Here is a 23363-nt window from a genome sequence, read left to right as displayed (position 1 = left end):
GGAATCTGAATATGTCCATGCGAACTCAATACTGCGGCCTCACCACTGAGGCACTGCTCGGCCAAACCGTCAGCCTGTGCGGCTGGGTGCATCGTCGCCGCGACCACGGCGGCGTGATCTTCATCGACCTGCGCGACCGCGAAGGCCTGGTGCAAGTGGTCTGCGATCCAGACCGCGCCGAGGTGTTCAAGAACGCCGAATCCGTGCGCAACGAATTCTGCCTGCGCATCACCGGCGTGGTACGCAGCCGCCCTGAAGGCACCGGCAACGCCAACCTGAAGTCGGGCAAGATCGAAGTGCTGTGCCACGAGCTGGAAGTGCTGAACCCGTCGGTCACGCCGCCGTTCCAGCTGGACGACGACAACCTGTCGGAAACCACCCGCCTGACGCACCGCGTGCTGGACCTGCGCCGTCCGCAAATGCAGAACAACCTGCGCCTGCGCTACAAGGTAGCGATGGAAGTGCGCAAGTTCCTGGACGCGCAAGGCTTCATCGATATCGAAACGCCGATGCTGACCAAATCGACGCCGGAAGGCGCGCGCGACTATCTGGTGCCGTCGCGTGTCAACGCCGGCGAATTCTTCGCGCTGCCGCAATCGCCGCAACTGTTCAAGCAGCTGCTGATGGTCGCCAACTTCGACCGTTACTATCAGATCACCAAGTGCTTCCGCGACGAAGATCTGCGCGCCGACCGTCAGCCTGAATTCACCCAGATCGACTGCGAAACCTCCTTCCTCAACGAACAGGAAATCCGCGATCTGTTCGAAGGCATGATCCGTCTGGTGTTCAAGAACGTGCTCGATATCGACCTGCCGAACCCGTTCCCGGTCATGGACTTCGCGACCGCGATGGGCATGTACGGTTCGGACAAGCCTGACATGCGCGTCAAGCTGGAATTCACCGAACTGACCGACGTCATGAAGGACGTCGACTTCAAGGTGTTCTCGGGCGCCGCCAACAGCGAAGGCGGCCGCGTGGTCGGTCTGCGCGTGCCGGGCGGTGCCGACATGCCGCGTTCGGAAATCGATGCCTACACCCAGTTCGTCGCCATCTACGGCGCCAAGGGCCTGGCCTACATCAAGGTCAATGAAAAGGCCAAGGGCCGCGATGGTCTGCAATCGCCTATCGTCAAGAACCTGCACGATGCGGCGCTGGCAGCGATTGTCGAAAAGACCGGCGCGCAAGACGGCGACCTGATCTTCTTCGGCGCCGACAAGGCCAAGGTGGTCAACGATGCGATCGGCGCGCTGCGCGTGAAGATCGGCCACAGCGACTTCGGCAAGAAGAACGGCCTGTTCGACGACGCATGGCGTCCGCTGTGGGTGGTCGACTTCCCGATGTTCGAATACGACGAAGACAACCAGCGCTGGGTCGCGTTGCACCACCCGTTCACCTCGCCCAAGGATGGTCACGAAGATTTCATCTCGACCAACCCGGGTGCCGCCATCGCCAAGGCCTATGACCTGGTGCTGAACGGCTGGGAAATGGGCGGCGGTTCGGTACGTATCCACCGCGCCGACGTGCAGAGCAAGGTGTTCCGCGCGCTGAAGATCGACGACGAAGAAGCACGCCTGAAGTTCGGCTTCCTGCTCGACGCGCTGCAATACGGCGCGCCTCCGCACGGCGGCATCGCCTTCGGCCTGGATCGTCTGGTGACCATGATGGCCGGCGCCGAATCGATCCGCGACGTGATCGCGTTCCCGAAGACCCAGCGCGCGCAATGTCTGTTGACGCAAGCGCCGTCGGCGGTCGACGAGAAGCAATTGCGCGAACTGCACATCCGTTTGCGCAATGCAGAGCCGGCAGTCAAGGCGTAAGCAGCTCAATACCGTGCGCGCCTGATCCCGGATCGGCGCGGACAAAAGAAGAAGGCGCATGCAGTAATGCATCGCGCCTTTTTTCATGCGTACAGCAATGCTGGTCGCTCGCCTGCGGCGCCTGATTCGATATAAATCTTTTACGCATGCATGCGCTGCAAGCATGGCGACATGCGCAGATATCATTTCCGGCTTGCTTCTTGCTCCCCCTATTATCGAACGCGTGTCTTTGTGTTCAATCTAAGGGGAGATTCATGCAAGCCAATACCGCCTACGCCGCTGCGCCGCCGACGGTCAGCACCGACCAGCGCCGCCGCGCGATCATCGCCACCGTCATCGGCAACGGCCTTGAATGGTTCGACTTCACCGTCTACAGTTTTTTCGCGGTCGTCATCGCCAAGCTGTTCTTCCCGACCGGCAATGAGCTGACTTCCCTGTTGCTGGCCGTGGCCACCTTCGGCGTCGGTTTCTTCATGCGTCCGGTGGGCGGCATCCTGCTCGGCATCTATGCCGATCGCGTCGGCCGCAAGGCCGCCTTGTCGCTGACCATTTTGCTGATGGCGGCCGGCACCACCCTGATCGGACTGGCGCCGACCTACGAACAGATAGGCGTGTTTGCACCGCTGATCATCGTGGTCGCACGCTTGCTGCAAGGCTTCTCCGCCGGCGGCGAAATGGGCAGCGCCACCGCCTTCCTGACGGAATATGCACCGGTCAGGGAGCGTGCGTTTTATTCCAGCTGGATCCAGGCCAGCATCGGCGTGGCCGTGCTGCTGGGCGCAGCGGTCGGCACTTTCGTCACGGGCAGCCTGAGTCCCGAGGCGCTGGCAAGCTGGGGCTGGCGCCTGCCTTTCCTGCTGGGCATCATCATCGGCCCGGTCGGTTATTACATCCGCCACCATCTCGATGAAACACCTGCTTTCCTGGAAGCCAAGGACAAGACCGATTCGCCGCTCAAGGAAATCGTCAGCAACTTCCCGCGCGAAACCCTGGCCAGCTTTTCGATGGTGATCCTGTGGACGGTCTGTACTTATGTGCTGCTGTTCTACATGCCGACCTATTCGATCAAGGTGCTCAAGCTGCCGCAATCGACCGGCTTCATCGCCGGCATGGTGGGCGGGCTGTGCATCATGGTGTTCGCGCCCATCGTCGGTCTTATCGCCGATCGTTTCGGCCGGCGCGGACTGCTGTCCGGCGCTGCGCTGCTGATCCTGCTGCTGGCCTATCCCATGTTCAGCTACATCAATAGCGCGCCGGGTCTGATCTCGCTGCTGATTTTCCAGCTGGTGTTCGGCATTCTCATCGCGACTTATACAGGCCCGATTCTGGCGGCGTTCTCCGAGCTGTTCCCGGCCAAGGTCTTGTCAACCGGCCTGTCGGTGGCCTACAACCTGGCCGTGACCATCTTCGGCGGCTTTGCCTCCTTCTTCATCACCTGGCTGATCGCCGCCACCGGCAGCACCATGGCGCCGGCCTTCTACGTGATGATTGCCGCCGCCATCAGCCTGGTCGGCACGCGCTTCGTGCGCGAGCCCCAATATTTGCAACGAGCCTGATTTATTTCCATGACCAAGATTCTCCTGCAGGGCGGCAACGTCCTCGATCCGGCACACGGCAGCCTGCTGCTGCGCCACGATGTATTGATTGAAAACGAACGCATCATCGACGTGTCGTCGACGCCCATCACCGCACCCGACGCCAAGCGCATTGACGTCAGCGGCAAGACCGTCATGCCCGGCCTGATCGATTGCCACGTGCACGTGCTGGCCTCGCTCGCCAATCTGGGCGCGAACGCCTTGCAACCCGGTTCGCTGACATCGATCCGGGCCTTGCCTATCGTTGAGGCGATGCTCAAGCGTGGCTTCACCACCGTGCGCGATGCCGGCGGGGCCGACTGGGGCCTGGCGCAAGCCATCGCCATCGGCCTGGTGCCCGGGCCGCGTATTTTCCCGTCGGGCAAGGCCTTGTCGCAGACCGGCGGGCACGGCGATTTCCGGCCGCGTTCGGATGTGCTGGAACCCTGTTCCTGCGCCTTCCGTGCCGGCGCGATTGCGCGCGTGGCGGATGGTGTCGACGCCGTGCGTCTGGCGGCGCGCGAAGAGATTCAGAAGGGCGCCACCCAGATCAAGATCATGGCTTCCGGCGGCGTCGCATCGCCCACGGATCCGATCGGCAACACGCAATACAGCGAAGATGAAATCCGCGCCATCGTGGCCGAAGCTGAAGCTGCGCAGACCTATGTCATGGCGCATGCGTATACCGGCCGCGCGATTTCCCGCGCCGTGCGTTGCGGCGTGCGCACCATCGAACACGGCAATCTGGTTGATGCCGATGCCGCGCGCGTGATGCGCGAGCATGGCGCTTTCGTGGTGCCGACGCTGGTGACTTACGACTCGCTGGCGCGCGACGGCGCCCGTCTCGGCCTGCCGGCGGATTCGGTAGCCAAGATCGAATCGGTACGCCAGGCCGGCCGCGACTCACTGAAGATTTATGCCGAACATGGCGTGCAGATGGGTTTCGGCTCCGACCTGCTGGGCGAGATGCATCAGGATCAGTCGGAGGAGTTCATCATTCGCGCCGAAATCCTCGGTAATCTGGAAGCGATCCGTTCGGCGACCTCGATTGCCGCTGCGATTCTGCAGCGCGAGGGCGAACTGGGCACGGTGCGGGTGGGCGCCCGTGCCGACCTGATTGTGGTCAATGGCAATCCGCTGGACGACATCCGCCTGCTCACCGGCCAGGGCCAGCACCTGGCCCTGGTCATGCAGGGCGGCTATCTGTATCGCAGCCAGGCCTGAGCCTTGACTGCCTGAAAACCATGCCTGCCTGCGCCAGTGCGGGCGGGCATGGTTTTCGCTCCATAATGAGGCTTTAGTCCCGCCGAGCCTCAGTCATGCGTATTTCTCCGCTTCCCCCCTTGCCCTCGCTGATTGCGTTTGAGGCCGCGATGCGGCATAGCAGTTTCACGCGCGCCGCGGCCGAGCTGCATCTGACGCAAAGCGCGATCAGCCGCCAGATTGCCCAGCTTGAGCGCTTTCTCGGCAAGAAACTCTTCATCCGCGAACCGCGCGCCTTGCGCCTGACCGTAAGCGGTCAGCGCTATGCCGAAGAAGTACAGCGGCTGCTGGTCGGCTGCGCCGAGGTCACGGAAGATGTCATGAAACGCAAGGGCCACAGCGAGCTGACGGTGGCCTGTTCCTCCGGCGTCGCAGTCTTGTGGCTGACGCCGCGGCTGGCGCGTTTCCGTGCCTTGCAGCCCGATTGCCATTTGCGCCTGATCGTCAACGACAGTCTGGCCTCGCTGTCGGAAACCGATTTCGACATGGGCATCTACTTCCTGCGCGACGGGCCGCCCTCCGGCATGGCGGCGCGCCGCCTGTATGACGAGGATGTATTCCCGGTGTGTTCGCCCTCCTATCTGGCCGGCCGTACTCTGGCGCCCGAGGACTTGCCGCAGGAGACGCTCCTGATGCTGGAGGATGGTCAGCGCCAATGGATGTCCTGGCAAAACTGGATGGCGCAGAACGGACTCGGCGAGAGCCGCATTCAGCATCAGATTCTGTCCAATCAATATCCCATCCTGCTGCAGCTGGCGATGGAAGGGCAGGGCATCGTGCTGGCCTGGCGTCACATGATCGATGCCTGCATGCGCGCAGGTTTGCTGGTGCGCGCCTGTGATGCCAGCGCCAGCCTGGGCGGCGGCTATTACGCCGTGTGGCCGCGTGATCGCATCGAGCACGCGGCGGCGCGCAGTTTCCGCAACTGGCTGGTGGAAGAAAGCGCGATTGCGGCTGATGAGGTCTGATTGCCTCATCTCTCTATACAATGTCGGCTTGAGCCTTCCTCCACGGGAAGCGGCGATTGCATGACGGATAAACGAGATGAGTCTTCCCTATAAAATTCCTGAATCGGTGCTGGTGGTGATCCACACCGCAGAACGCGAAGTGCTGCTGATCGAACGCACCGACAAGGAAGGATTCTGGCAATCGGTGACCGGATCCAAAGACACCCCGGACGAAGCCTTGTCGGAGACTGCCCGACGCGAAGTCGAGGAAGAGACCGGCATCGTGCTTGCTTCGCAGGCAGTAGAATCAGCAGACCAGGAGCGGAGAACCGTGCCGGCTTCGCATCTGCTGGACTGGCAACTGTCCAATATCTACGAAATCTATCCGGTCTGGCGGCACCGCTACGCGCCCGGCGTCACGCGCAATACCGAGCATGTATTCGGCTTGCTGGTGCCGCGCGATATTCCGGTGGTGCTGGCGCCGCGCGAACATACGCGCTTCCAGTGGTTGCCGTATCGCGCAGCGGCCGATCAATGTTTCTCGCCGTCCAATGCCGAGGCGATTCTGCAGTTGCCGCGTTACATGCGGGCGGGTTGAGCGGCGAGCAAGGGCCGGCAGGGCAGCGTCAGGCATAGTGCGGGGAGAGAAATTCGGGGAGCAGTTCGGCACGGCGGATCTTCCGCAACAACACGTGCAACAGCGCAGGCCGGTATCGAGTGATTGAGCCGGGATTGCGCGGAAGCCAGATTGCTCAGAAAGGACAGGTCGTATTTTCATGAAGCTGCGCGTCGCGACATACAACATCCACAAAGGCGTGACCTCATTCGGCGGACGGCCGCGCATTCTTGCCTTGAAGCAAGCGCTGGCCCAGCTCGATGCCGACATCCTGTTTTTGCAGGAAGTGCAAGGGCGCCACGATCTCAACGCCGTGCGCCACACCTCCAACTGGCCGCAACAGGGGCAGCACGAATTCATTGCCGGCGACTCCCATCATTCGGCCTATGGCATGAATGCGGTCTACGATCACGGCCACCACGGCAATGCGCTGATCTCGCGCTTCGCCATTTCTTCTTCCCGCAATCAGGACGTCTCCGATCACTCCTATGAGTCGCGCGGCATTCTGCATTGCATCGTGCCGGTCGAAGGCGTCGAGGTGCATTGCTATGTGATTCATCTGGGCCTGTTTGCCGGCGGCCGCCGGCGTCAGACTGCGGCGCTGATCGAGGCGGTGCGTTCGTCATCGCCGCCCGATGCGCCGCTGATCATCGCCGGCGATTTCAACGACTGGAGCAATCAGCTCAGCAAGATGCTGCACATTCGTCTCGGCGTGAACGAAGTGTTCGATCAGCCGATTGCCAAGGGCCTGATGGGTTATTTTCGCAAGGTCAGCGGCATGGCGCCGAGGATACAGCCGGCGCGCACTTTCCCGGCGGTGATGCCGTGGCTGCGGCTGGACCGGATTTACCTGCGCGGCTTCAAGGTGGAAACCGCCGAAGTGCTGCGCGACGGCCCCTGGGCCAAACTGTCGGATCATGCGCCCATCATCAGCGAATTGAGCTTTAAATAAGGCCGGAGCTGCGTATCAGTGCAGCGACAGCGCACGCCGACACAGCGCCGACATAAATGCATCCGATAATCGGACCGATGACAAGACCAATGAAGCGTCCGACATGCGCCATGTAAGTTTCAGTGCCGACAACGAAATCGCTTTGCTGCACAGCGGCGCCGGATTCTTTCCGGCGCTGATCACGGCCATAGACGCGGCCCGCGTCGAGATCTATCTCGAGACCTATATTTTTTCCATCGACGACACCGGCATTCTGGTGCGCGACGCCCTGCAACGCGCCGCCGCACGCGGCGTGGTGGTGTGCGTGATCACCGACTGGATCGGCACCGGCCGCGTGGAAACCAGACAGCTGAAGCAGACGCTGATGCAGGCCGGTGTACATCATCGTTCCTTCAATCCCTGGTTCCGGCGCGGCATCGCGCGCAGCCATCGCAAGCTGTGCGTGGTGGACCGGCAGTGCGCCTTTGTCGGCGGGCTCAACATCAACGACGACATGATTTCCGACGATTCGCATCGCAGCGTGCTGCCGGCGCCGCGCTGGGATTTCGCGGTGCGCATCGTCGGCCCGCTGGTGCAGGATATTCACCGCGAGATGTATGCGCAGTGGATGCGCATCGGTCACATGAAACTGCGCGCGCGCTGGGAAAATTTCAAGCGCGCGCGTCACACTTTGCCTGTGCCGGTCCACGGTGAAGCGCTGGCTGGTCTGGTGGTGCGCGACAATCTGCGCAATCGCCGCACCATTCAGCGCACCTATCTGCAGGCGCTCGGCCATGCGCGCGACAGCGCCTTCCTTGCCAATCCCTATTTCGCGCCCGGCCGCAAGATGCGGCGCGCGCTGGAAGAGGCCGCCCTGCGCGGCGTGCGCGTGACGCTGCTGCTGGGTGTGGGGCAATTCCGCATGCAGGATGCGGTGGCGCATTCCTTCTATCCCAAGCTGCTGGCGGCCGGTGTGCGCATCGTCGAATATACCAGGACGCAACTGCACGCCAAGGTGGCGGTGGTGGACGATCACTGGGCTACGGTCGGCTCCAGCAATTACGACGGCCTCAGCCTGTTCGTGAATCAGGAAGCCAATGTGGTGATCAATGATCGCGGCTTTTCGGAATACCTGCGCGCCGAAATCGAGATCGGCGCCGCCGAAGGACGGGTGGTGCATCTCTCCGATTTTGCCAATGTGCCCTGGTACAAACGGCTCTGGCATGGCACGGCTTTCCTGATGTACCGTACCGTGATTCACATCATCACGCTGGGCAAGGACGCCTGAGCGCATCGACGGTGCCGACAAGGCGTCAGACTTCTGCCTCAGTGTTTCGGCTGCTTCATCCGGAGTTGGCTGCGGAATGTCGTCCGCTTGCACAGACAAGCGCGCATATGTGCACATGAAGCGGACAAAGACAAACTGCCCGGCGCGGCGCCGGCGCGCGTAATCATGACACTCTGATACAGAAATATCACCGTATCGCCTTCGCGGTTGAAATGGACTAAGATGGTCGTCCCTGTTTCAACGGAAGTGATGCGGGCGAGCTGCATCAGCTTTCGGCTATTTCAACAAAGAGGAGCAAGAAAATGGATGATGTCGTCATTGTCGCAGCCCAACGAACAGCGGTCGGTAAATTCGGCGGTTCATTGTCGAAAATCGCCGCGTCCGATCTCGGCGCACAGGTAATCAAGGGTTTGCTGGCGAAGACGGGCATCAAGCCGGAGCTCATCAGCGAAGTCATCCTCGGTCAGGTGCTGACCGCAGGCGTCGGCCAGAATCCGGCGCGCCAGGCTGCGATCCGTTCCGGTCTGCCCGACATGGTGCCGGCTTTCGTGGTCGGCAAAGTCTGCGGCAGCGGCCTCAAGGCGATTCATCTGGCGGCGCAGGCGATCAAGTGCGGCGACGCCCAGATCGTCATCGCCGGCGGCCAGGAAAACATGAGCGCTTCGCCGCACGTGCTGAACAATTCGCGCGACGGCTTCCGCATGGGCGACGCCAAGCTGACCGACACCATGATCGTCGACGGCCTGTGGGACGTCTACAACCAATATCACATGGGCATTACCGCCGAGAATGTCGCCAAGAAATTCGACATCTCGCGTCAGGAGCAGGACGAATTCGCCGCCGCTTCGCAGAACAAGGCGGAAGCCGCGCAGAAGGCCGGCAAGTTCAAGGACGAAATTCTGCCGATCGAAATCAAGGTCAAGAAAGAAACCGTGCTGTTCGACACCGACGAATTCATCAAGCCGGGCGTGACTGCCGAAGCGCTGGGCACCTTGCGTCCGGCCTTCGACAAGAACGGCACCGTCACCGCCGGCAATGCATCCGGCATCAATGACGGCGCGGCTGCGGTGATCGTCACTTCCGCCAAGCTGGCGGCCGAGCTCGGCTTGCCGGTGCTGGCCAGGATCAAGTCGTATTCCTCGGCCGGTCTCGATCCGAGCATCATGGGCATGGGCCCGGTGCCGGCCTCGCAGCTGACCCTGAAGAAGGCCGGCTGGACGGCGCAGGATCTGGACCTGATGGAAATCAACGAAGCCTTCGCAGCGCAGGCCATCGCGGTCAACAAGCAGATGGGCTGGGACACCAGCAAGATCAACGTCAACGGCGGCGCGATCGCCATCGGTCACCCGATCGGCGCATCCGGCTGCCGCGTGCTGGTCACGCTGCTGCACGAAATGATCCGCCGCGATGCCAAGAAGGGGCTGGCCAGCCTTTGTATCGGCGGCGGCATGGGTGTGGCGCTGGCGATTGAGCGCTGATGCCAGCCTGAGTCTTCAGTAGCATAAGGAACGCCGGCCATTGCCGGCGTTTTCTTTTGCCGCCTGATCTGCTGCGGCTGCAGCTTCGGCTTTGCAGATCAGGCCCGCAGCAGGACTTCGTGCGCTGCTTTAGAATTTGCAGTTCACTTTATTAATTCACGACGCTTTCCCTCAATTGGACACCACCCGAATCGACAAATGGCTCTGGGCCGCACGCTTCTTCAAGACGCGCTCGCTGGCCACCGACGCCGTGGAGCACGGTAAGGTGCGGCTCAATGGCGAGCGCACCAAGCCGTCGCACAGCGTCAGGATCGGCGACCGGCTCGATATCGACAATGGTTCGACCGTGTGGGAAGTGCTGATCAAGGGCATCGCCGACAAGCGCGCTTCGGCGGCGATTGCGCAGGCGCTATACGGCGAGACCGAAGACAGCGTGCGCAAGCGCATCGAGGCCGCCGAGCGCCATCGCCTGTTCCATGAACCGGCCGCCGAACTCAAGGGGCGGCCGACCAAGCGCGACCGCCGTTTGCTGGATCGCTCCTCTTCCTGAGGCCGGCGCCGGCGTTGCTGGCTGCAGCCTCAGATCTGGGCGCTACCGCCGTCCACGAACAATTCCACGCCATTGACGAAGCTGGCTGCATCCGAGGCCAGGAAGGCGGCTGCCTTGCCGATTTCCGAGGCTTCGCCCAGCCGTCCCATGGGCACCAGCGACGACAGGTGATCGAACAAGCCCTGACGATGTTCGTCCGGCACCAGACCGCCAAGACCTGGCGTGCGGATCGGGCCGGGGCTGATCACATTGACGCGGATGGCGCGCTCCTTCAGATCCAGCAGCCAGGAACGGGCAAAGTTGCGCACCGCTGCCTTGCTCGCGCTGTAGACGCTGAAGTTGGCCGTGCCTTGAATCGAGGTGGTCGATGAGGTCAGGATAATGGCGCCGCCGTCTCTCAGCAGCGGCAGGGCCTTTTGCACGGTGAACAGCGTGCCGCGCACATTGGTGTCGAAGATGCTGTCGAAATGGGCTTCGGTGATCGCGCCCAGCGGCATCATGTCGCCGCCGCCGGCATTGGCGAACACCACATCCAGATGGCCGGCGCTGGCGGCAATCTGCGCGTAGACGGCGTCGAGCTGATCGAGCCTGGAGACATCGGCGCGGATGCCGGTGGCGTTCTTGCCGATGGCGGCAACGGCCGCATCGAGTTCGGCCTGACGCCGTCCGGTGATGAACACGCGTGCGCCCTGCGCTGCAAATTCCTGGGCCGAGGCCAGGCCGATGCCGCTGGTGGCGCCGGTGATCAATGCGATTTTTCCTGCGAGTTGCTGATTCATGATGTGCTCCGTAACAGATGATGTTGAGTGGTGGAAAAGCTTCATGCCGCAGCGGCCTTGCTCTGATCCTGGCCGGCCGTGCTTTCGTGTTGGCATGGGAGCTACTGTACGGGCGCCCGATTATTGAATAAAGTGGCTAATATTTAATACATTATTCATGTATGTGGATAATCTGGCGTTGCGGGGGAGGTCTGATCCGCCCGCCTCCGGCTCGAGGGCGCCGGCACAGTCGCAGCACGGAACAGGAAAACGGGAGCAAAGACATGGATCAACTGTTGGCAATGCGCGCATTTGCGCGGGTGGTGGAGGCCGGCACCTTCACGCATGCCGCCGATTCGCTCAACATGCCGAACGCCACGCTCAGCAAGCTGATCCAGCAGCTTGAGCAGCATCTGGGCGTCAAGCTGCTGCAGCGGACCACGCGCCGGGTATCGGTGACGGCCGAGGGCGCCGCCTATTACGGCAAGGCCGGGCGGCTGCTCAAGGATCTGGAGGACATCGACGGCAGCTTCAATGCCGCGCAGTCGAATCCGCGCGGCCATCTGCGCATCGACATCGGTTCTTCCACCGCCAGCGCGGTTCTGATTCCGGCATTGCCGGATTTCATGGCGCGTTATCCGGACATCCGCATCGATCTCGGCGTCAGCGACCGGGCGGTCGATCTGATCAGCGACAAGGTCGATTGCGTGATCCGCGGCGGCGTGTTGAGCGAGCAGTCGCTGGTGGCGCGCGCCATCGGCCACGCGGCGATGGTGACCTGCGCCACGCCCGGGTATCTGAAGCAATTCGGGGTGCCGGCGTATCCGGCCGAACTGAAGAACGGTCATCGCATCGTCAGCTATCTGTCGGCGCAGAACGGTCGCGCTATGCCTTTACGCTTTGAACGCGATGGCGAGCCCAGCGAAATCGCGGTGGCGCACAGGATCGGCGTCAATGAGAGCAACGCACATCTGGCCGCCGGCCTGGCCGGACTCGGCATCATCCAGACCTTTGCCTACGCTGCGCGGGCGGCGCTGGCGACAGGGCAGCTGCAGGAAATCTTGCGCGAATGGCAGCCGCCGCCTTATCCCTTCTACGTGGTCTATCCGCCCAATCGTCATCTCAGCAACCGGCTGCGCGTATTCATCGATTGGCTGGCCGAGAGTTTTCCTGTGCAGGGTGAAATGGCCCGTCGGCGCTGAGCCGAAGAGTTGCTGTTGCGGATTCGCTGTGCAGGATTGCGACAGATTTTCTCCCTGGAAATGCCGCGAACAGCTTCCGCATAAAAACTAATATTCCTTTGCGCCTCACTCAGTTTTTTGTTTGACATTTAAGTGCGGATGAATAATAGTACGATCGTTCGAATATAATTCTCGGGACTTCTCGACAAACTGCTGCATCAACCTCGCATAATGTTGATGCAACATAAAGTTTGCGATTGTGCCTCAGAGCACATAGCTTCAAAAAGCCGACGCCAAAGAGATAACGATGATAGAGACAAGCACTGCGACGGGTAGCCGTCCCAAATTTCTGCGCAAGGGCGAACAGACGCGCGCCGCGATTCTTGATGTGGCGCTCGAACTGGCCAGCCGCGATGGCATGGAAGGCCTGACGATCGGGCTGCTCGCCGAAAAGATGAAGATGAGCAAGTCCGGCGTGTTCGCCCACTTCGGCTCGCGCGAGGATCTGCAGATCGAGGTGGTGCGCCTGTATCACACCCGTTTCGAGCAGGAAGTGTTCTATCCCAGCATCAAGGAAGCGCGCGGTCTGCCGCGTCTGCACAGCATGTTCTCGCGCTGGGTGAAACTGGTCACGGTTGAAATCGCGCTGGGCTGTATCTACATCAGCGGCGCCGTGGAGTACGACGACCGCCCGGGCGCGATCCGCGATCATCTGGTGGCGATGGTGCAGGCCTGGCGCAATGCGCTGGAGCGCAGCATCAAGCAGGCCATGGAGCTGCAGCATCTGCGCAGCGACATCGATGTCGGCCAGATGGTCTACGAGATTTACGGTCTGATCCTGGCTTTGCATCATGACGCTCGCTTCCTGAATATTCCGGGCAGTGTGGAGCGCGCGCAGGCCAGCTTCGACCGTCTGATCGAAAGCTATCGCAGTTCGCCATTGCAAGAAGAAGCCGCCGCCGACAAGGCCGCCAAGAATTCAAAAAGCGCTGCCAAGAAAGCAGCCTGAAGCAAAGCTTAAAACGCAGTTTGAATGTGCTTGCGCATCGTCGTTCTGATCGCTGCGCAACGATGTTCAGCCCTGATTTTCGTTCTGATTCACCCAGCCCAGCCGGAGACACAACATGCCCCAATACAATGCCCCGCTTCGCGACATGCAATTCGTGCTGCACGAACTGCTGCAAGTCGAAGACGTACTGAAAGACCTGCCGCCGCACGCCGACACCAATCGCGAGCTGATCGACCAGGTACTGGAAGAGGGCGGAAAATTTACATCGCAAGTGCTGTTCCCGCTGAATCATTCGGGCGACCGCGAAGGCTGCCACTACGATCGTGAAACCAAGAGCGTCACGCCGCCCAAGGGTTTCAAGGAAGCCTACAAGCAATACATCGAAGCGGGCTGGCCGGCGCTGGCCTGTGATGCCGAATACGGCGGTCAGGGCTTGCCGCTGGTGATGAACAATTCCTTCTACGAAATGCTGAACTCGTCGAACCAGGCCTGGACCATGTATCCCGGCCTGTCGCACGGCGCTTACGAATGCATCCACGCGCACGGTTCCGATGAGCAGAAGGCGCTGTATCTGCCCAAGCTGATTTCCGGCGAATGGACCGGCACCATGTGCCTGACCGAATCGCATTGCGGCACCGACCTCGGCCTGCTGCGCTCGAAGGCCGAGCCGCAAGCCGACGGCTCCTACAAGATCACCGGCAACAAGATTTTCATCTCGGCCGGCGATCACGACATGTCCGACAACATCGTGCACCTGGTGCTGGCGCGTCTGCCGGATGCGCCGCAGGGCTCCAAGGGCATTTCGCTGTTCATCGTACCGAAGTTCATGCCGAACGCGGATGGTTCTCTGGGCGTGCGCAATCCGATTTTCTGCGGCGCCATCGAAGAAAAGATGGGCATCCACGGCAACGCCACCTGCCAGATGAATCTGGACGGCGCCACCGGCTGGCTGATCGGCGGACCGCACAAGGGTCTGCAGGCCATGTTCGTGTTCATGAACGCAGCGCGTCTGGGCGTCGGCATGCAAGGCCTGGGTCTGACCGAAGTGGCCTATCAGAATGCGCTGGTGTACGCCAAGGACCGTCTGCAGATGCGCAGCCTGTCCGGCATCAAGGCCGCCGACAAGCCGGCCGATCCTATCATCGTCCACCCCGACGTGCGCCGCATGCTGCTCACCGCCAAGGCCTATGCCGAAGGCGGCCGCGCCTTCTGTTCCTACGTCGCGCTGGAGCTGGACAAGGAGCTGACTCATCCGGACGAGCAGGTGCGCAAGGACTCGGCCGATCTGGTGGCGCTGCTGACGCCGGTGGTCAAGGCCTTCATCACCGACAACGCCTGGATCTCCACTTCCGAATGCCTGCAGGTCTACGGCGGCCACGGCTACATCGCCGAATGGGGCATGGAGCAATACGTGCGCGATGCCCGCATCAACATGATCTACGAAGGCACCAACACCATCCAGTCGCTGGACCTGCTGGGCCGCAAGATTCTGATGGACAACGGCGCCAAGCTGAAGAAATTCGGCGCCCTGATCCAGGCCTTCGTCGAAGACAACGGCACCGATGAAGCGCTGTCCGAATTCATCTCGCCGCTGGCCGACATCGGCGACAAGGTCACCAAGCTGACCATGGAAATCGGCATGAAGTCCTTCGCCAATCAGGATGAAGCCGGCGCCGCCGCCGTGCCTTACCTGCGTGTGGTCGGCCATCTGGTCTACGCCTATCTGTTTGCACGCATGGCCAAGATCGCGCTGGAAAAACAAGGCTCCGGCGATAGCTTCTACACTGCCAAGCTGGCCACCGCGCGTTTCTATTTCGCGCGTCTGCTGCCGGAAACCGCGATGCTGATCCGTCAGGCGCGTTCCGGCTCGGCCAGTCTGATGGCGCTGGATGCTGAATTGTTCTGATCTGCAGAATAGCTCGCCGGCCCCGATCTGCATCGGGAACCGGCGAGGCCGGCCGCATTCGTAGTCGGGCCGGCGTCACCGGCCAGTCATGACCACAAGTTATATATCAGCCTGGGCGCAGCATCCCAGGCGATCAGCGCCGGCGGACATGCTTGCCGGCCGGCAAAAAGCGCCGTCGGGCATCAATAAAGCGTAGAGTGTCGTTTCGCTGTCTGACTGTCGCGCTGCATCCAAATTTTTCGATTTTGCTTTGCCTATAGAAGGAGACTTGCGTGTCCAATTTCATCGTCAAAAAAGTGGCTGTGCTCGGTGCCGGCGTGATGGGGGCGCAAATCGCCGCCCACTGCATCAACGCCCGCGTTCCGGTCATCCTGTTCGATCTGCCCGCCAAGGAAGGCCCGAAGAACGGCATCGTCCAGCGCGCCATCGACAATCTCAAAAAGCTCAGCCCGGCGCCGCTGGCCAACAAGGACGACGCGGCACTGATCCAGGTCGCCAATTACGAAGACAATCTGGACCTGCTGCAAGGCTGCGACCTGATCATCGAAGCCATCGCCGAGCGCATGGACTGGAAGCATGATCTGTACAAGAAGGTTGCGCCGCACATTGCGCCGAACGCCATCTTCGCCTCCAACACCTCAGGCCTGTCGATCACCGCACTGTCGGAGGGTTTCGACGCCGAACTGAAAGCGCGTTTCTGCGGCGTGCACTTCTTCAACCCGCCGCGCTACATGCATCTGGTCGAGCTGATCCCGACCGCCACCACCCATCCGGACATCCTGAACAAGCTGGAAGCCTTCCTGACCACCACGCTGGGCAAGGGCGTGGTGCGCGCTTTCGACACCCCCAACTTCGTGGCCAACCGCGTCGGCGTGTTCGGCATTCTGGCGACCGTGATCGAAGCTGAAAAATACGGTCTGTCGGTCGACGTCGTGGATGACCTGACCGGCGCCAAGCTGGGTCGCGCCAAGTCCGGCACCTTCCGCACCGCGGACGTGGTCGGTCTGGACACCATGGGCCACGTCATCAAGACCATGCAGGACAATCTCAAGGACGATCCTTTCTTCTCCTCGTATGCGACGCCGCCCTTGCTGGCCAAGCTGGTCGAGCAGGGCGCGCTGGGCCAGAAGAGCGGCGCCGGCTTCTACAAGAAGGTCGGCAAGGACATTCTGCGCATCGATCCGGCCAAGGGCGATTACGTCCCGGGCGGCGGCAAGGCCGACGAAATCATCGGCCGCATCCTGAAAGAAAAGGATCCGGTCAAGCGCATGAAGGCGCTGCACGATTCGACCAATCCGCAAGGCCAGTTCCTGTGGGCGATTTTCCGTGACGCCTTCCACTACATCGCCGTGCATCTGGAAACCGTCGCCGACAATGCGCGCGATCTCGACTTCGCGATGCGCTGGGGCTTCGGCTGGAGCGTCGGCCCCTTCGAAACATGGCAGGCCGCAGGCTGGCAGCAGATCGCCACCTGGGTCAAGGAAGATATCGACGCCGGCAAGGCACTCTCGAACGCACCGCTGCCGGCCTGGGTGTTCGACGGCCGTGAAGGCGTGCACAGCGCGCAAGGTTCGTACTCGCCGTCGAAGAAGGCCAACGTTGCCCGCTCCGAGTTGCCGGTGTATCAGCGCCAGGCTTTCCGTGCACCGCTGGTGGGCGAAGGCGTGGCCGACGGCAAGACCGCCGGCACCACCTTCTTCGAAGACGAATCGGTCCGCATCTGGCATCAGAACGACGACGTGCTGATCCTGTCCTTCAAGACCAAGATGCATGTGATCGGCCAGGGCGTGATCGACGGCATGAACAAGGCCCTCGACGAAGCCGAAAAGAATTTCAAGGGTCTGGTGCTGTGGCATGCGGATGCGGCTGAAGGCGGCGCCTTCTCGGCCGGCGCCGATCTGCAGTCGATGCTGCCGCTGTTCATGTCGGGCGGCGTCAAGGCCATCGAACCGGTGGTGCATCAGTTGCAGCAGGCGCATCAGCGTCTGAAGTACGCCAACGTGCCGGTGATCGCCGCGGTGGCCGGCATGGCGCTGGGCGGCGGCTGCGAATTGCTGTTGCACGCCAGCAAGCGGGTGGCCTCGATCGAGTCCTATATCGGTCTGGTGGAAGTCGGCGTCGGCCTGATCCCGGCCGGCGGCGGTCTGAAGGAAGCGGCGGTGCGGGCCGCCAAGGAAGCCAAGGGCAACGACATCCTGCAATTCCTGAAGGAATACATGCTGGCGGCGGCCACTGCCAATGTGTCGAAGTCGGCGCTGGAAGCGAAGAAGCTGGGCTACCTCAAGGACGACGACGTGATCGTCTTCAATCCTTACGAATTGCTGCATGTGGCCAAGGTCGAAGCGCGCGCGCTGTTCGACGCCGGCTATCGCGCGCCGCTGCCGCCGCAAGTGCCGGTCATCGGCCGCAACGGCGTCGCCACCATCATGGCGCAGCTGGTCAACATGCGCGACGGCGGTTTCATCTCGGCGCACGATTTCAAGCTGGGCCAGATGATCGCGGAAATCGTCAGCGGCGGTCTGGTGGAAGAAGGCAGCGTGGTCAACGAACAATGGCTGCTCGATCTGGAGCGCAAAGCGTTCATGGAACTGCTGAATCATCCCAAAACGCAGGAACGCATCATGGGCATGATGCAGACCGGCAAACCAGTGCGCAATTAAGGGTGATGAAGCTACTGCGCGAACCGATGCCAGCGCTGCGATGCTCACCGTACCTTCGTACGGCTGCGCTTCTCACACTGACCTCGGCCCGCTCGCTACGCTTCCTCACTCCTTAACGAATACCTGAAGAGACAGACAAAAGAAGCAAGCCCTAATACAGGAGCAACAGAATGAGCAAACAATTGCAAGACGCATACATCGTCGCCGCTACCCGCACTCCGATCGGCAAGGCGCCGCGCGGGATGTTCAAGAACACGCGTCCGGATGATCTGCTGGTGCGCGCCATGCAGTCGGCGCTGGCGCAGGTGCCGGGGCTTGATCCGAAACTGATCGAGGACGCCATCGTCGGCTGTTCATTTCCGGAAGGCGCGCAAGGCCTGAACATGGCGCGTAATGCTGTGCTGCTGGCCGGCCTGCCGAATACCATAGGCGGCGTCACCATCAACCGCTATTGCGCTTCGGGCATCACCGCGGTGGCGATGGCGGCGGATCGCATCCGCGTCGGCGAAGCCGATGTGATGATCGCGGCCGGCGCCGAGTCGATGTCGATGGTGCCGATGATGGGTTTCCATCCATCAATTAACATCGACGCCTTTAAGGATGAAAACGTCGGCATGGCCTATGGCATGGGGCTGACCGCCGAGAAGGTCGCGGCGCAGTGGAAGGTTTCGCGCGAAGCGCAGGACGAGTTCGCGCTGGCGTCGCATCAGAAGGCGATTGCTGCGCAGCAGGCCGGCGAATTCAACGATGAAATCACGCCGTTCGAGATCATCGAGCGCTTCCCGAATCTGGCCACCGGCCAGATCGATATCAAGACCCGCACCGTCAATCTGGATGAAGGCCCGCGCGCCGATTCCAGCCTCGCCGCGCTGACCAAGCTCAAGCCGGTGTTCGCCGCCAAGGGCAGCGTCACCGCCGGCAATAGCTCACAAACTTCGGACGGCGCCGGTGCGCTGATCATCGTCAGCGAAAAAATTCTCAAGCAATTCAACCTGACGCCGCTGGCCCGTTTTGTGTCCTTCGCCGTGCGCGGCGTGCCGCCGGAAATCATGGGCATCGGTCCCAAGGAAGCGATTCCCGCCGCCTTGCGCGCGGCCGGTCTGACGCAGGATCAGATGGACTGGATCGAACTGAACGAAGCCTTCGCCGCTCAGGCGCTGGCAGTGATCAATGATCTCGGCCTGGATCCGTCCAAGGTCAATCCCATGGGCGGCGCGATCGCACTCGGCCATCCGCTGGGGGCAACCGGCGCCATCCGCGCCGCGACCACCATCCACGCACTGCGCCGCAAGAATCTGAAGTACGGCATGGTGACCATGTGCGTCGGTACCGGCATGGGCGCGGCCGGCATTTTCGAGCGCATGTAAAAACCGCTCATGATCTTGCTGCGAGGCCGCGAGCGGGCGTCACCCGCTGCTAGCTTCCCGCTACAGATCATGAACGGGTTTGCGGCACATCGATAAAAAAACAAAGCCGCACTGCTCACGCCGTGCGGCTTTTTTACATGAGAGACATCGGAGACCTATGGACATCCAGATCAGCAAAGAGAACGGCATCCTGAGCATCGCATTCGACCGCGAAAGCAAGAAGAACGCACTCACCGCCGCCATGTATCAGCAACTGGCCGATGCATTGAAAGACGCGCAGAGCGACGACGCGGTGCGCGTCATCCTGTTCACCGGCAAGCCGCAAGCCTTCAGTGCCGGCAACGATCTGGAGGATTTTCTCAAGAATCCGCCCAACAGCAAGGACGCGCCGGTATTCCAGTTCCTGTGGCAGATCAGCCATGCCGCCAAGCCGATTGTTGCAGCAGTGTCGGGCGTCGCGGTTGGCATCGGCACCACCATGCTCTTGCATTGCGATCTGGTGTATGCGGCCGACAATGCCAGATTCTCGATGCCGTTCACGCAGCTGGGTTTGTGCCCGGAAGCCGCTTCCTCCATGCTGCTGCCGGAGTTGTCCGGCTACCAGCGCGCCGCCGAAAAGCTGTTGCTGGGCGAAGCCTTCAACGTCGAAGAAGCGCGCGACATGGGCCTGGTCAATCGCATCCTGCCGGCCGATGAATTGCTGTTCTTCGCCCAGAAGCAGGCCGCCAAACTGGCTGCCTTGCCGGCCAGCTCCATCCGCGTCACCAAGCAATTGATGAAGAAGAATCGCGTCAGCGCCACCGAAGCGCAGATGACGGCCGAGATCGAACACTTCGCCGCCATGCTGACGGCGCCGGAAGCCAAGGAAGCCTTCACCGCCTTCTTCGAAAAGCGCAAACCGGATTTCAGCCGGTTTTCCTGATCGGCCTGGTTCGGCTTGAGTAACGCAAGGTGAAAGAGACCTTGAAATTTTTGCCATGGGACCAAGGCCCGGGGCGGCTCTCCATGGGGCCGTGCAATCCCTGAGCGGTTTTCATTTTGTCGTGAAAATCTAGCCGACGAGATTGACCGGCTTTCCTTTGACGTACGCCTCGATATTGTCTATCAGCTGATCCGCAAGCCCTTGCGTTGCTTCATCGCTGGCCCAGGCGACATGAGGCGTCAGCAGGAAATTCGGCCGCTCCAGCAATCCAATAAAGGGATGATCGCCCGGAGGCGGCTCGACGCTCACCACGTCGAAACCGGCCCCGCTGATTTGGCCGGCATCCAGCGCCGGGCCGAGGGCTGCCTCGTCAACCAGGCCACCGCGCGCGGTATTGATCAGCAAGGGCCGGCGCGTCATTTTTTCAAACTCGGCGGCACCGATCATGCCCTTGGTGTCCGCCGTCAAGGGGCAGTGCAGGCTCAGAATGTCCGAGCGGCTTAACACCTCATCGAAGCGGGTATAGAGCGGCCCCATGTCCTCACGCCCCTTGTAGGCGGCGAACAGCACGTTCATCCCCAGCGCGCGACCCATGCTTGCCACTGCCTGGCCCAGTACGCCGTCGCCGATCACGCCCAGCGTCGAACCGGCCAGATCCTTGATGGGATAGTCGAAAAAGCAGAATTGACCGGACTCCTGCCAGCGGCCCTGGCGAACTGCATGCTGGTAGGCCGTGATGCTGCGGCGCAGTGCGAAGATCAGCGCGAACGTGTGTTCGGGCACCGTATGGATCGCATAGTTGCGAATATTGCTGACGACGATGCCGCGCGAGCGGCAAACGGCAATGTCAACGTTGTCGGTGCCGGTGGCTGCGACGGCAACCATCTTGAGTCTGGCGGCGCCTGCAATGGCCTGCGCGCTCAGGCGCGATTTGTTGAGAACCACAATGTCGGCATCGGCAATGCGCGCGGCGACTTCTTCCGGCAAGGTGTGGTCGTACACCTCAAGCTGATGATCGAAGTACGGTTGGCGCAGACTGGTTTGCGGCGGCAGCGTGGCGCGGTCGAGAAATACGATTTTCATGCTGAGTGAATTCCGGTTGTCGCGAGGAGCCGCGTCGCTTCAAGCACGACGGCCTCGGAGGTGATATTGAAGTGGCGGTACAAAACGTCGGCCGGGCCTGGCGCTCCGAAGCCCGGCATCCCGATGAAGCCGCCGCGGCTGCCCAGATATTGATCCCAGCCGAAGCGCACGGCAGCTTCGACGCCCACGCGCACCACATCGCTGCCGAGCACGGTCTCTTTGTATGACGCGTCCTGCGCATCGAACAACTCCCAGCAAGGCAGCGAAACGACCGCTGTCGCAATACCTTGCGCCTCCAGCTTCTCACGCGCCTCTTTGGCGATGACGACCTCGGAGCCGGTTGCCAGCAGCGTGACCTGGCGTTGACCGCACTGTGCCTCGCGCAGTACATAGCCGCCTCTGGCACTGAGGTTGTCCTCGCTGAAGACTTCGCGTACCGGAGCGAGCATCTGGCGCGCAAAGACCATGCTGACGGGACCGGACTGGTGCTGCATCGCGACTTCCCAGCATTCGACCGCCTCGGTCGCGTCAGCCGGACGCATCACCAGCATGTTGGGCATCGCGCGCAGCGACGCCAGAATTTCGACCGGCTGATGCGTTGGCCCGTTCTTGCCGATGCCGATGGAGTCGTGGCTGAAGACATATTTCACCGGCAAGCCCATGAGCGCAGCCATGCGCATGGCCGGCCGTTCATAGTCCGAGAACGCAAGATAGGTCACGCTGAGCGGGATGACGCCGCCATGCGCGGCCATGCCGTTGGCCATGGCGCCCATCAGATGTTCGCGCACGCCGCAATGGACATAGGCGCCGCCGCGATTGGCGGCGGTGAACGCTGCCAGCGGGCCCTTGTGCGCGGTCGGCGCTTCCAGGTCGGCGCATCCGACCATGCGTTCGGGAATGATGTCCGACAGCAGTTTATTGATCGCCGCCGAGATCAGAATGCCGCCCTGTGCATGTTCCGGCTTCAAAGCGTCTCGCTTGAACGCTTGCAGCACGTCCTGCCAGCCGGCCGGCAGCTCGCCGCGCATGACGCGTTCGAATTCAGCCTTGTCCGCCGCGGGCAGTGCTGCGACCCGCTGTTTCCAGTCGCTGCAGGCCGAATTGTTGCGCCGGCCGAATTCGCGCCAGGGCGAGAGGATTTCCGCCGGCACGTCGAACTCGCCGTGCGGCCACTTCAACAATTCCCGTGCGGCCTTCGCGTCCTCGTCGAACAGGCGCGCGCTGTGTCCGCCGCGTTGACCCTGCACGCGCGGAATGCCACGACCGATGATGGTGCGGCAGGCGATCATCGACGGCCTGTCTGCGGTCTGCACGGCATTGAGCGCCTGGCTGACCGCATCGATATCGTGGCCGTCCACTTCGATCACATTCCATCCGGCCACGCGAAAACGTTCAGCGACGTTTTCAGTAATCGAGAGTTCGGTCTTGCCGTCATCGGTGATCTGATTGTCGTCCCACAGCAGCGTCAGTTTGGACAGCCTCAGATGTCCGGCCAGGGAAATCATTTCCTGGCCGATACCTTCCTGCAGACAGCCGTCGCCGACAAAAGCGTAGGTGCGATGGTTGACCAGGCCATCGCCGAAACGCGCATTCAGATAGGCCTCGGCCACGGCCATGCCAAAGGCATTGGCGATGCCTTGCCCCAACGGCCCGGTGGTCACTTCGATACCCAGCTCGGGATCGTATTCCGGGTGGCCGGCGCAATGCGATCCGAATTCGCGGAAGCCCTTGATCTGGTCGAGCGTGATGTGTTGGTAGCCGGTCAGGTACAACAACGAATACAGGAGCATGGAGCCGTGTCCGTTCGACAGCACAATCCGGTCGCGATCCCACCAGGTAGGCTCATCGGGATTGAATCTGAGATGTCCGGCGTAGAGGGCGGTAGCAATCTCCGCCATGCCCAGGGGGACACCTTGATGACCTTCCGTCGCGCGAACGATGGCATCGATCGACAGGAAGCGAATGGCATGCGCCAAGGGCTGCAGTTTGTGTTCGGTCATGGCAATGACGCGA

18 protein-coding genes are annotated in these 23363 nt (G+C 61.5%); 15 read left to right on the top strand and 3 right to left on the bottom strand.

Annotated elements, in window-relative coordinates; all coding sequences use genetic code 11:
• Positions 1 to 11 precede the first annotated feature (11 nt).
• The 9 genes from aspS to PQR62_RS11150 all read left to right on the top strand — a co-directional run bounded on the left by aspS (position 12) and on the right by PQR62_RS11150 (position 10464).
• Positions 12 to 1817 (top strand): aspartate--tRNA ligase, encoded by a 1806-nt coding sequence (aspS, locus tag PQR62_RS11190; protein WP_408157830.1) that lies wholly within the window; start codon positions 12 to 14, stop codon positions 1815 to 1817.
• 254 nt (positions 1818 to 2071) lie between these two features.
• A complete protein-coding gene (locus tag PQR62_RS11185) occupies positions 2072 to 3373 on the top strand; it encodes an MFS transporter (protein ID WP_408157828.1) in 1302 nt (433 codons plus the stop codon).
• A 9-nt stretch (positions 3374 to 3382) separates the two neighbouring features.
• Positions 3383 to 4615, top strand: coding sequence for a metal-dependent hydrolase family protein (locus PQR62_RS11180; protein ID WP_408157826.1), 1233 nt, complete (start codon positions 3383 to 3385; stop codon positions 4613 to 4615).
• Between the two features lie 95 nt (positions 4616 to 4710).
• On the top strand, positions 4711 to 5622 hold the full coding sequence (locus PQR62_RS11175; protein WP_408157824.1) for a LysR substrate-binding domain-containing protein: 912 nt from the start codon (positions 4711 to 4713) through the stop codon (positions 5620 to 5622).
• Between the two features lie 76 nt (positions 5623 to 5698).
• Entirely contained in the window at positions 5699 to 6199 is a 501-nt protein-coding gene (gene nudB / locus PQR62_RS11170) for a dihydroneopterin triphosphate diphosphatase (protein ID WP_408157822.1), read from the top strand.
• Positions 6200 to 6377: 178 nt separating this feature from the next.
• Positions 6378 to 7169, top strand: a complete 792-nt coding sequence (locus PQR62_RS11165) for an endonuclease/exonuclease/phosphatase family protein (protein WP_408157820.1) — start codon at positions 6378 to 6380, stop codon at positions 7167 to 7169.
• Positions 7170 to 7272: 103 nt separating this feature from the next.
• Positions 7273 to 8436, top strand: coding sequence for a phospholipase D-like domain-containing protein (locus tag PQR62_RS11160; RefSeq protein ID WP_408157818.1), 1164 nt, complete (start codon positions 7273 to 7275; stop codon positions 8434 to 8436).
• A 302-nt stretch (positions 8437 to 8738) separates the two neighbouring features.
• On the top strand, positions 8739 to 9914 hold the full coding sequence (locus tag PQR62_RS11155; protein ID WP_408157816.1) for an acetyl-CoA C-acetyltransferase: 1176 nt from the start codon (positions 8739 to 8741) through the stop codon (positions 9912 to 9914).
• A 175-nt stretch (positions 9915 to 10089) separates the two neighbouring features.
• Positions 10090 to 10464: an RNA-binding S4 domain-containing protein gene (locus PQR62_RS11150; RefSeq protein ID WP_408157814.1), complete on the top strand. Its 375-nt coding sequence runs from the start codon at positions 10090 to 10092 to the stop codon at positions 10462 to 10464.
• 29 nt (positions 10465 to 10493) lie between these two features.
• Here the strand turns inward: PQR62_RS11150 and PQR62_RS11145 are convergent, their stop codons facing one another.
• The gene (locus PQR62_RS11145) at positions 10494 to 11243 is read right to left on the bottom strand and encodes an SDR family NAD(P)-dependent oxidoreductase (protein ID WP_408157812.1); all 750 of its coding nucleotides are present in this window, start codon (positions 11241 to 11243) and stop codon (positions 10494 to 10496) included.
• 263 nt (positions 11244 to 11506) lie between these two features.
• Here PQR62_RS11145 and PQR62_RS11140 point away from each other — a divergent pair, with 263 nt between their 5' ends.
• The 6 genes from PQR62_RS11140 to PQR62_RS11115 all read left to right on the top strand — a co-directional run bounded on the left by PQR62_RS11140 (position 11507) and on the right by PQR62_RS11115 (position 20267).
• Complete coding sequence (locus PQR62_RS11140; RefSeq protein ID WP_408157810.1) at positions 11507 to 12424, top strand: LysR family transcriptional regulator; 918 nt, start codon at positions 11507 to 11509, stop codon at positions 12422 to 12424.
• Between the two features lie 286 nt (positions 12425 to 12710).
• Positions 12711 to 13412 (top strand): TetR/AcrR family transcriptional regulator, encoded by a 702-nt coding sequence (locus PQR62_RS11135; protein WP_408157808.1) that lies wholly within the window; start codon positions 12711 to 12713, stop codon positions 13410 to 13412.
• Between the two features lie 115 nt (positions 13413 to 13527).
• Positions 13528 to 15318, top strand: a complete 1791-nt coding sequence (locus tag PQR62_RS11130; protein ID WP_408157806.1) for an acyl-CoA dehydrogenase C-terminal domain-containing protein — start codon at positions 13528 to 13530, stop codon at positions 15316 to 15318.
• A 272-nt stretch (positions 15319 to 15590) separates the two neighbouring features.
• Positions 15591 to 17978, top strand: coding sequence for a 3-hydroxyacyl-CoA dehydrogenase/enoyl-CoA hydratase family protein (locus tag PQR62_RS11125; protein ID WP_408157804.1), 2388 nt, complete (start codon positions 15591 to 15593; stop codon positions 17976 to 17978).
• A 170-nt stretch (positions 17979 to 18148) separates the two neighbouring features.
• A complete protein-coding gene (locus PQR62_RS11120) occupies positions 18149 to 19345 on the top strand; it encodes an acetyl-CoA C-acyltransferase (RefSeq protein WP_408157802.1) in 1197 nt (398 codons plus the stop codon).
• Between the two features lie 157 nt (positions 19346 to 19502).
• Positions 19503 to 20267: an enoyl-CoA hydratase gene (locus PQR62_RS11115; RefSeq protein WP_408157800.1), complete on the top strand. Its 765-nt coding sequence runs from the start codon at positions 19503 to 19505 to the stop codon at positions 20265 to 20267.
• A 129-nt stretch (positions 20268 to 20396) separates the two neighbouring features.
• Here the strand turns inward: PQR62_RS11115 and PQR62_RS11110 are convergent, their stop codons facing one another.
• Positions 20397 to 21350, bottom strand: coding sequence for a D-2-hydroxyacid dehydrogenase (locus PQR62_RS11110; protein WP_408157798.1), 954 nt, complete (start codon positions 21348 to 21350; stop codon positions 20397 to 20399).
• Complete coding sequence (gene tkt, locus PQR62_RS11105) at positions 21347 to 23350, bottom strand: transketolase (RefSeq protein ID WP_408157796.1); 2004 nt, start codon at positions 23348 to 23350, stop codon at positions 21347 to 21349. The genes PQR62_RS11110 and tkt overlap by 4 nt, the downstream gene beginning before the upstream one ends.
• Positions 23351 to 23363 lie beyond the last annotated feature (13 nt).

Source organism: Herbaspirillum lusitanum (assembly GCF_046025995.1).
Taxonomy (GTDB): domain Bacteria; phylum Pseudomonadota; class Gammaproteobacteria; order Burkholderiales; family Burkholderiaceae_D; genus Herbaspirillum; species Herbaspirillum lusitanum_A.
This window is presented reverse-complemented; position numbering and strand designations above follow the sequence as displayed.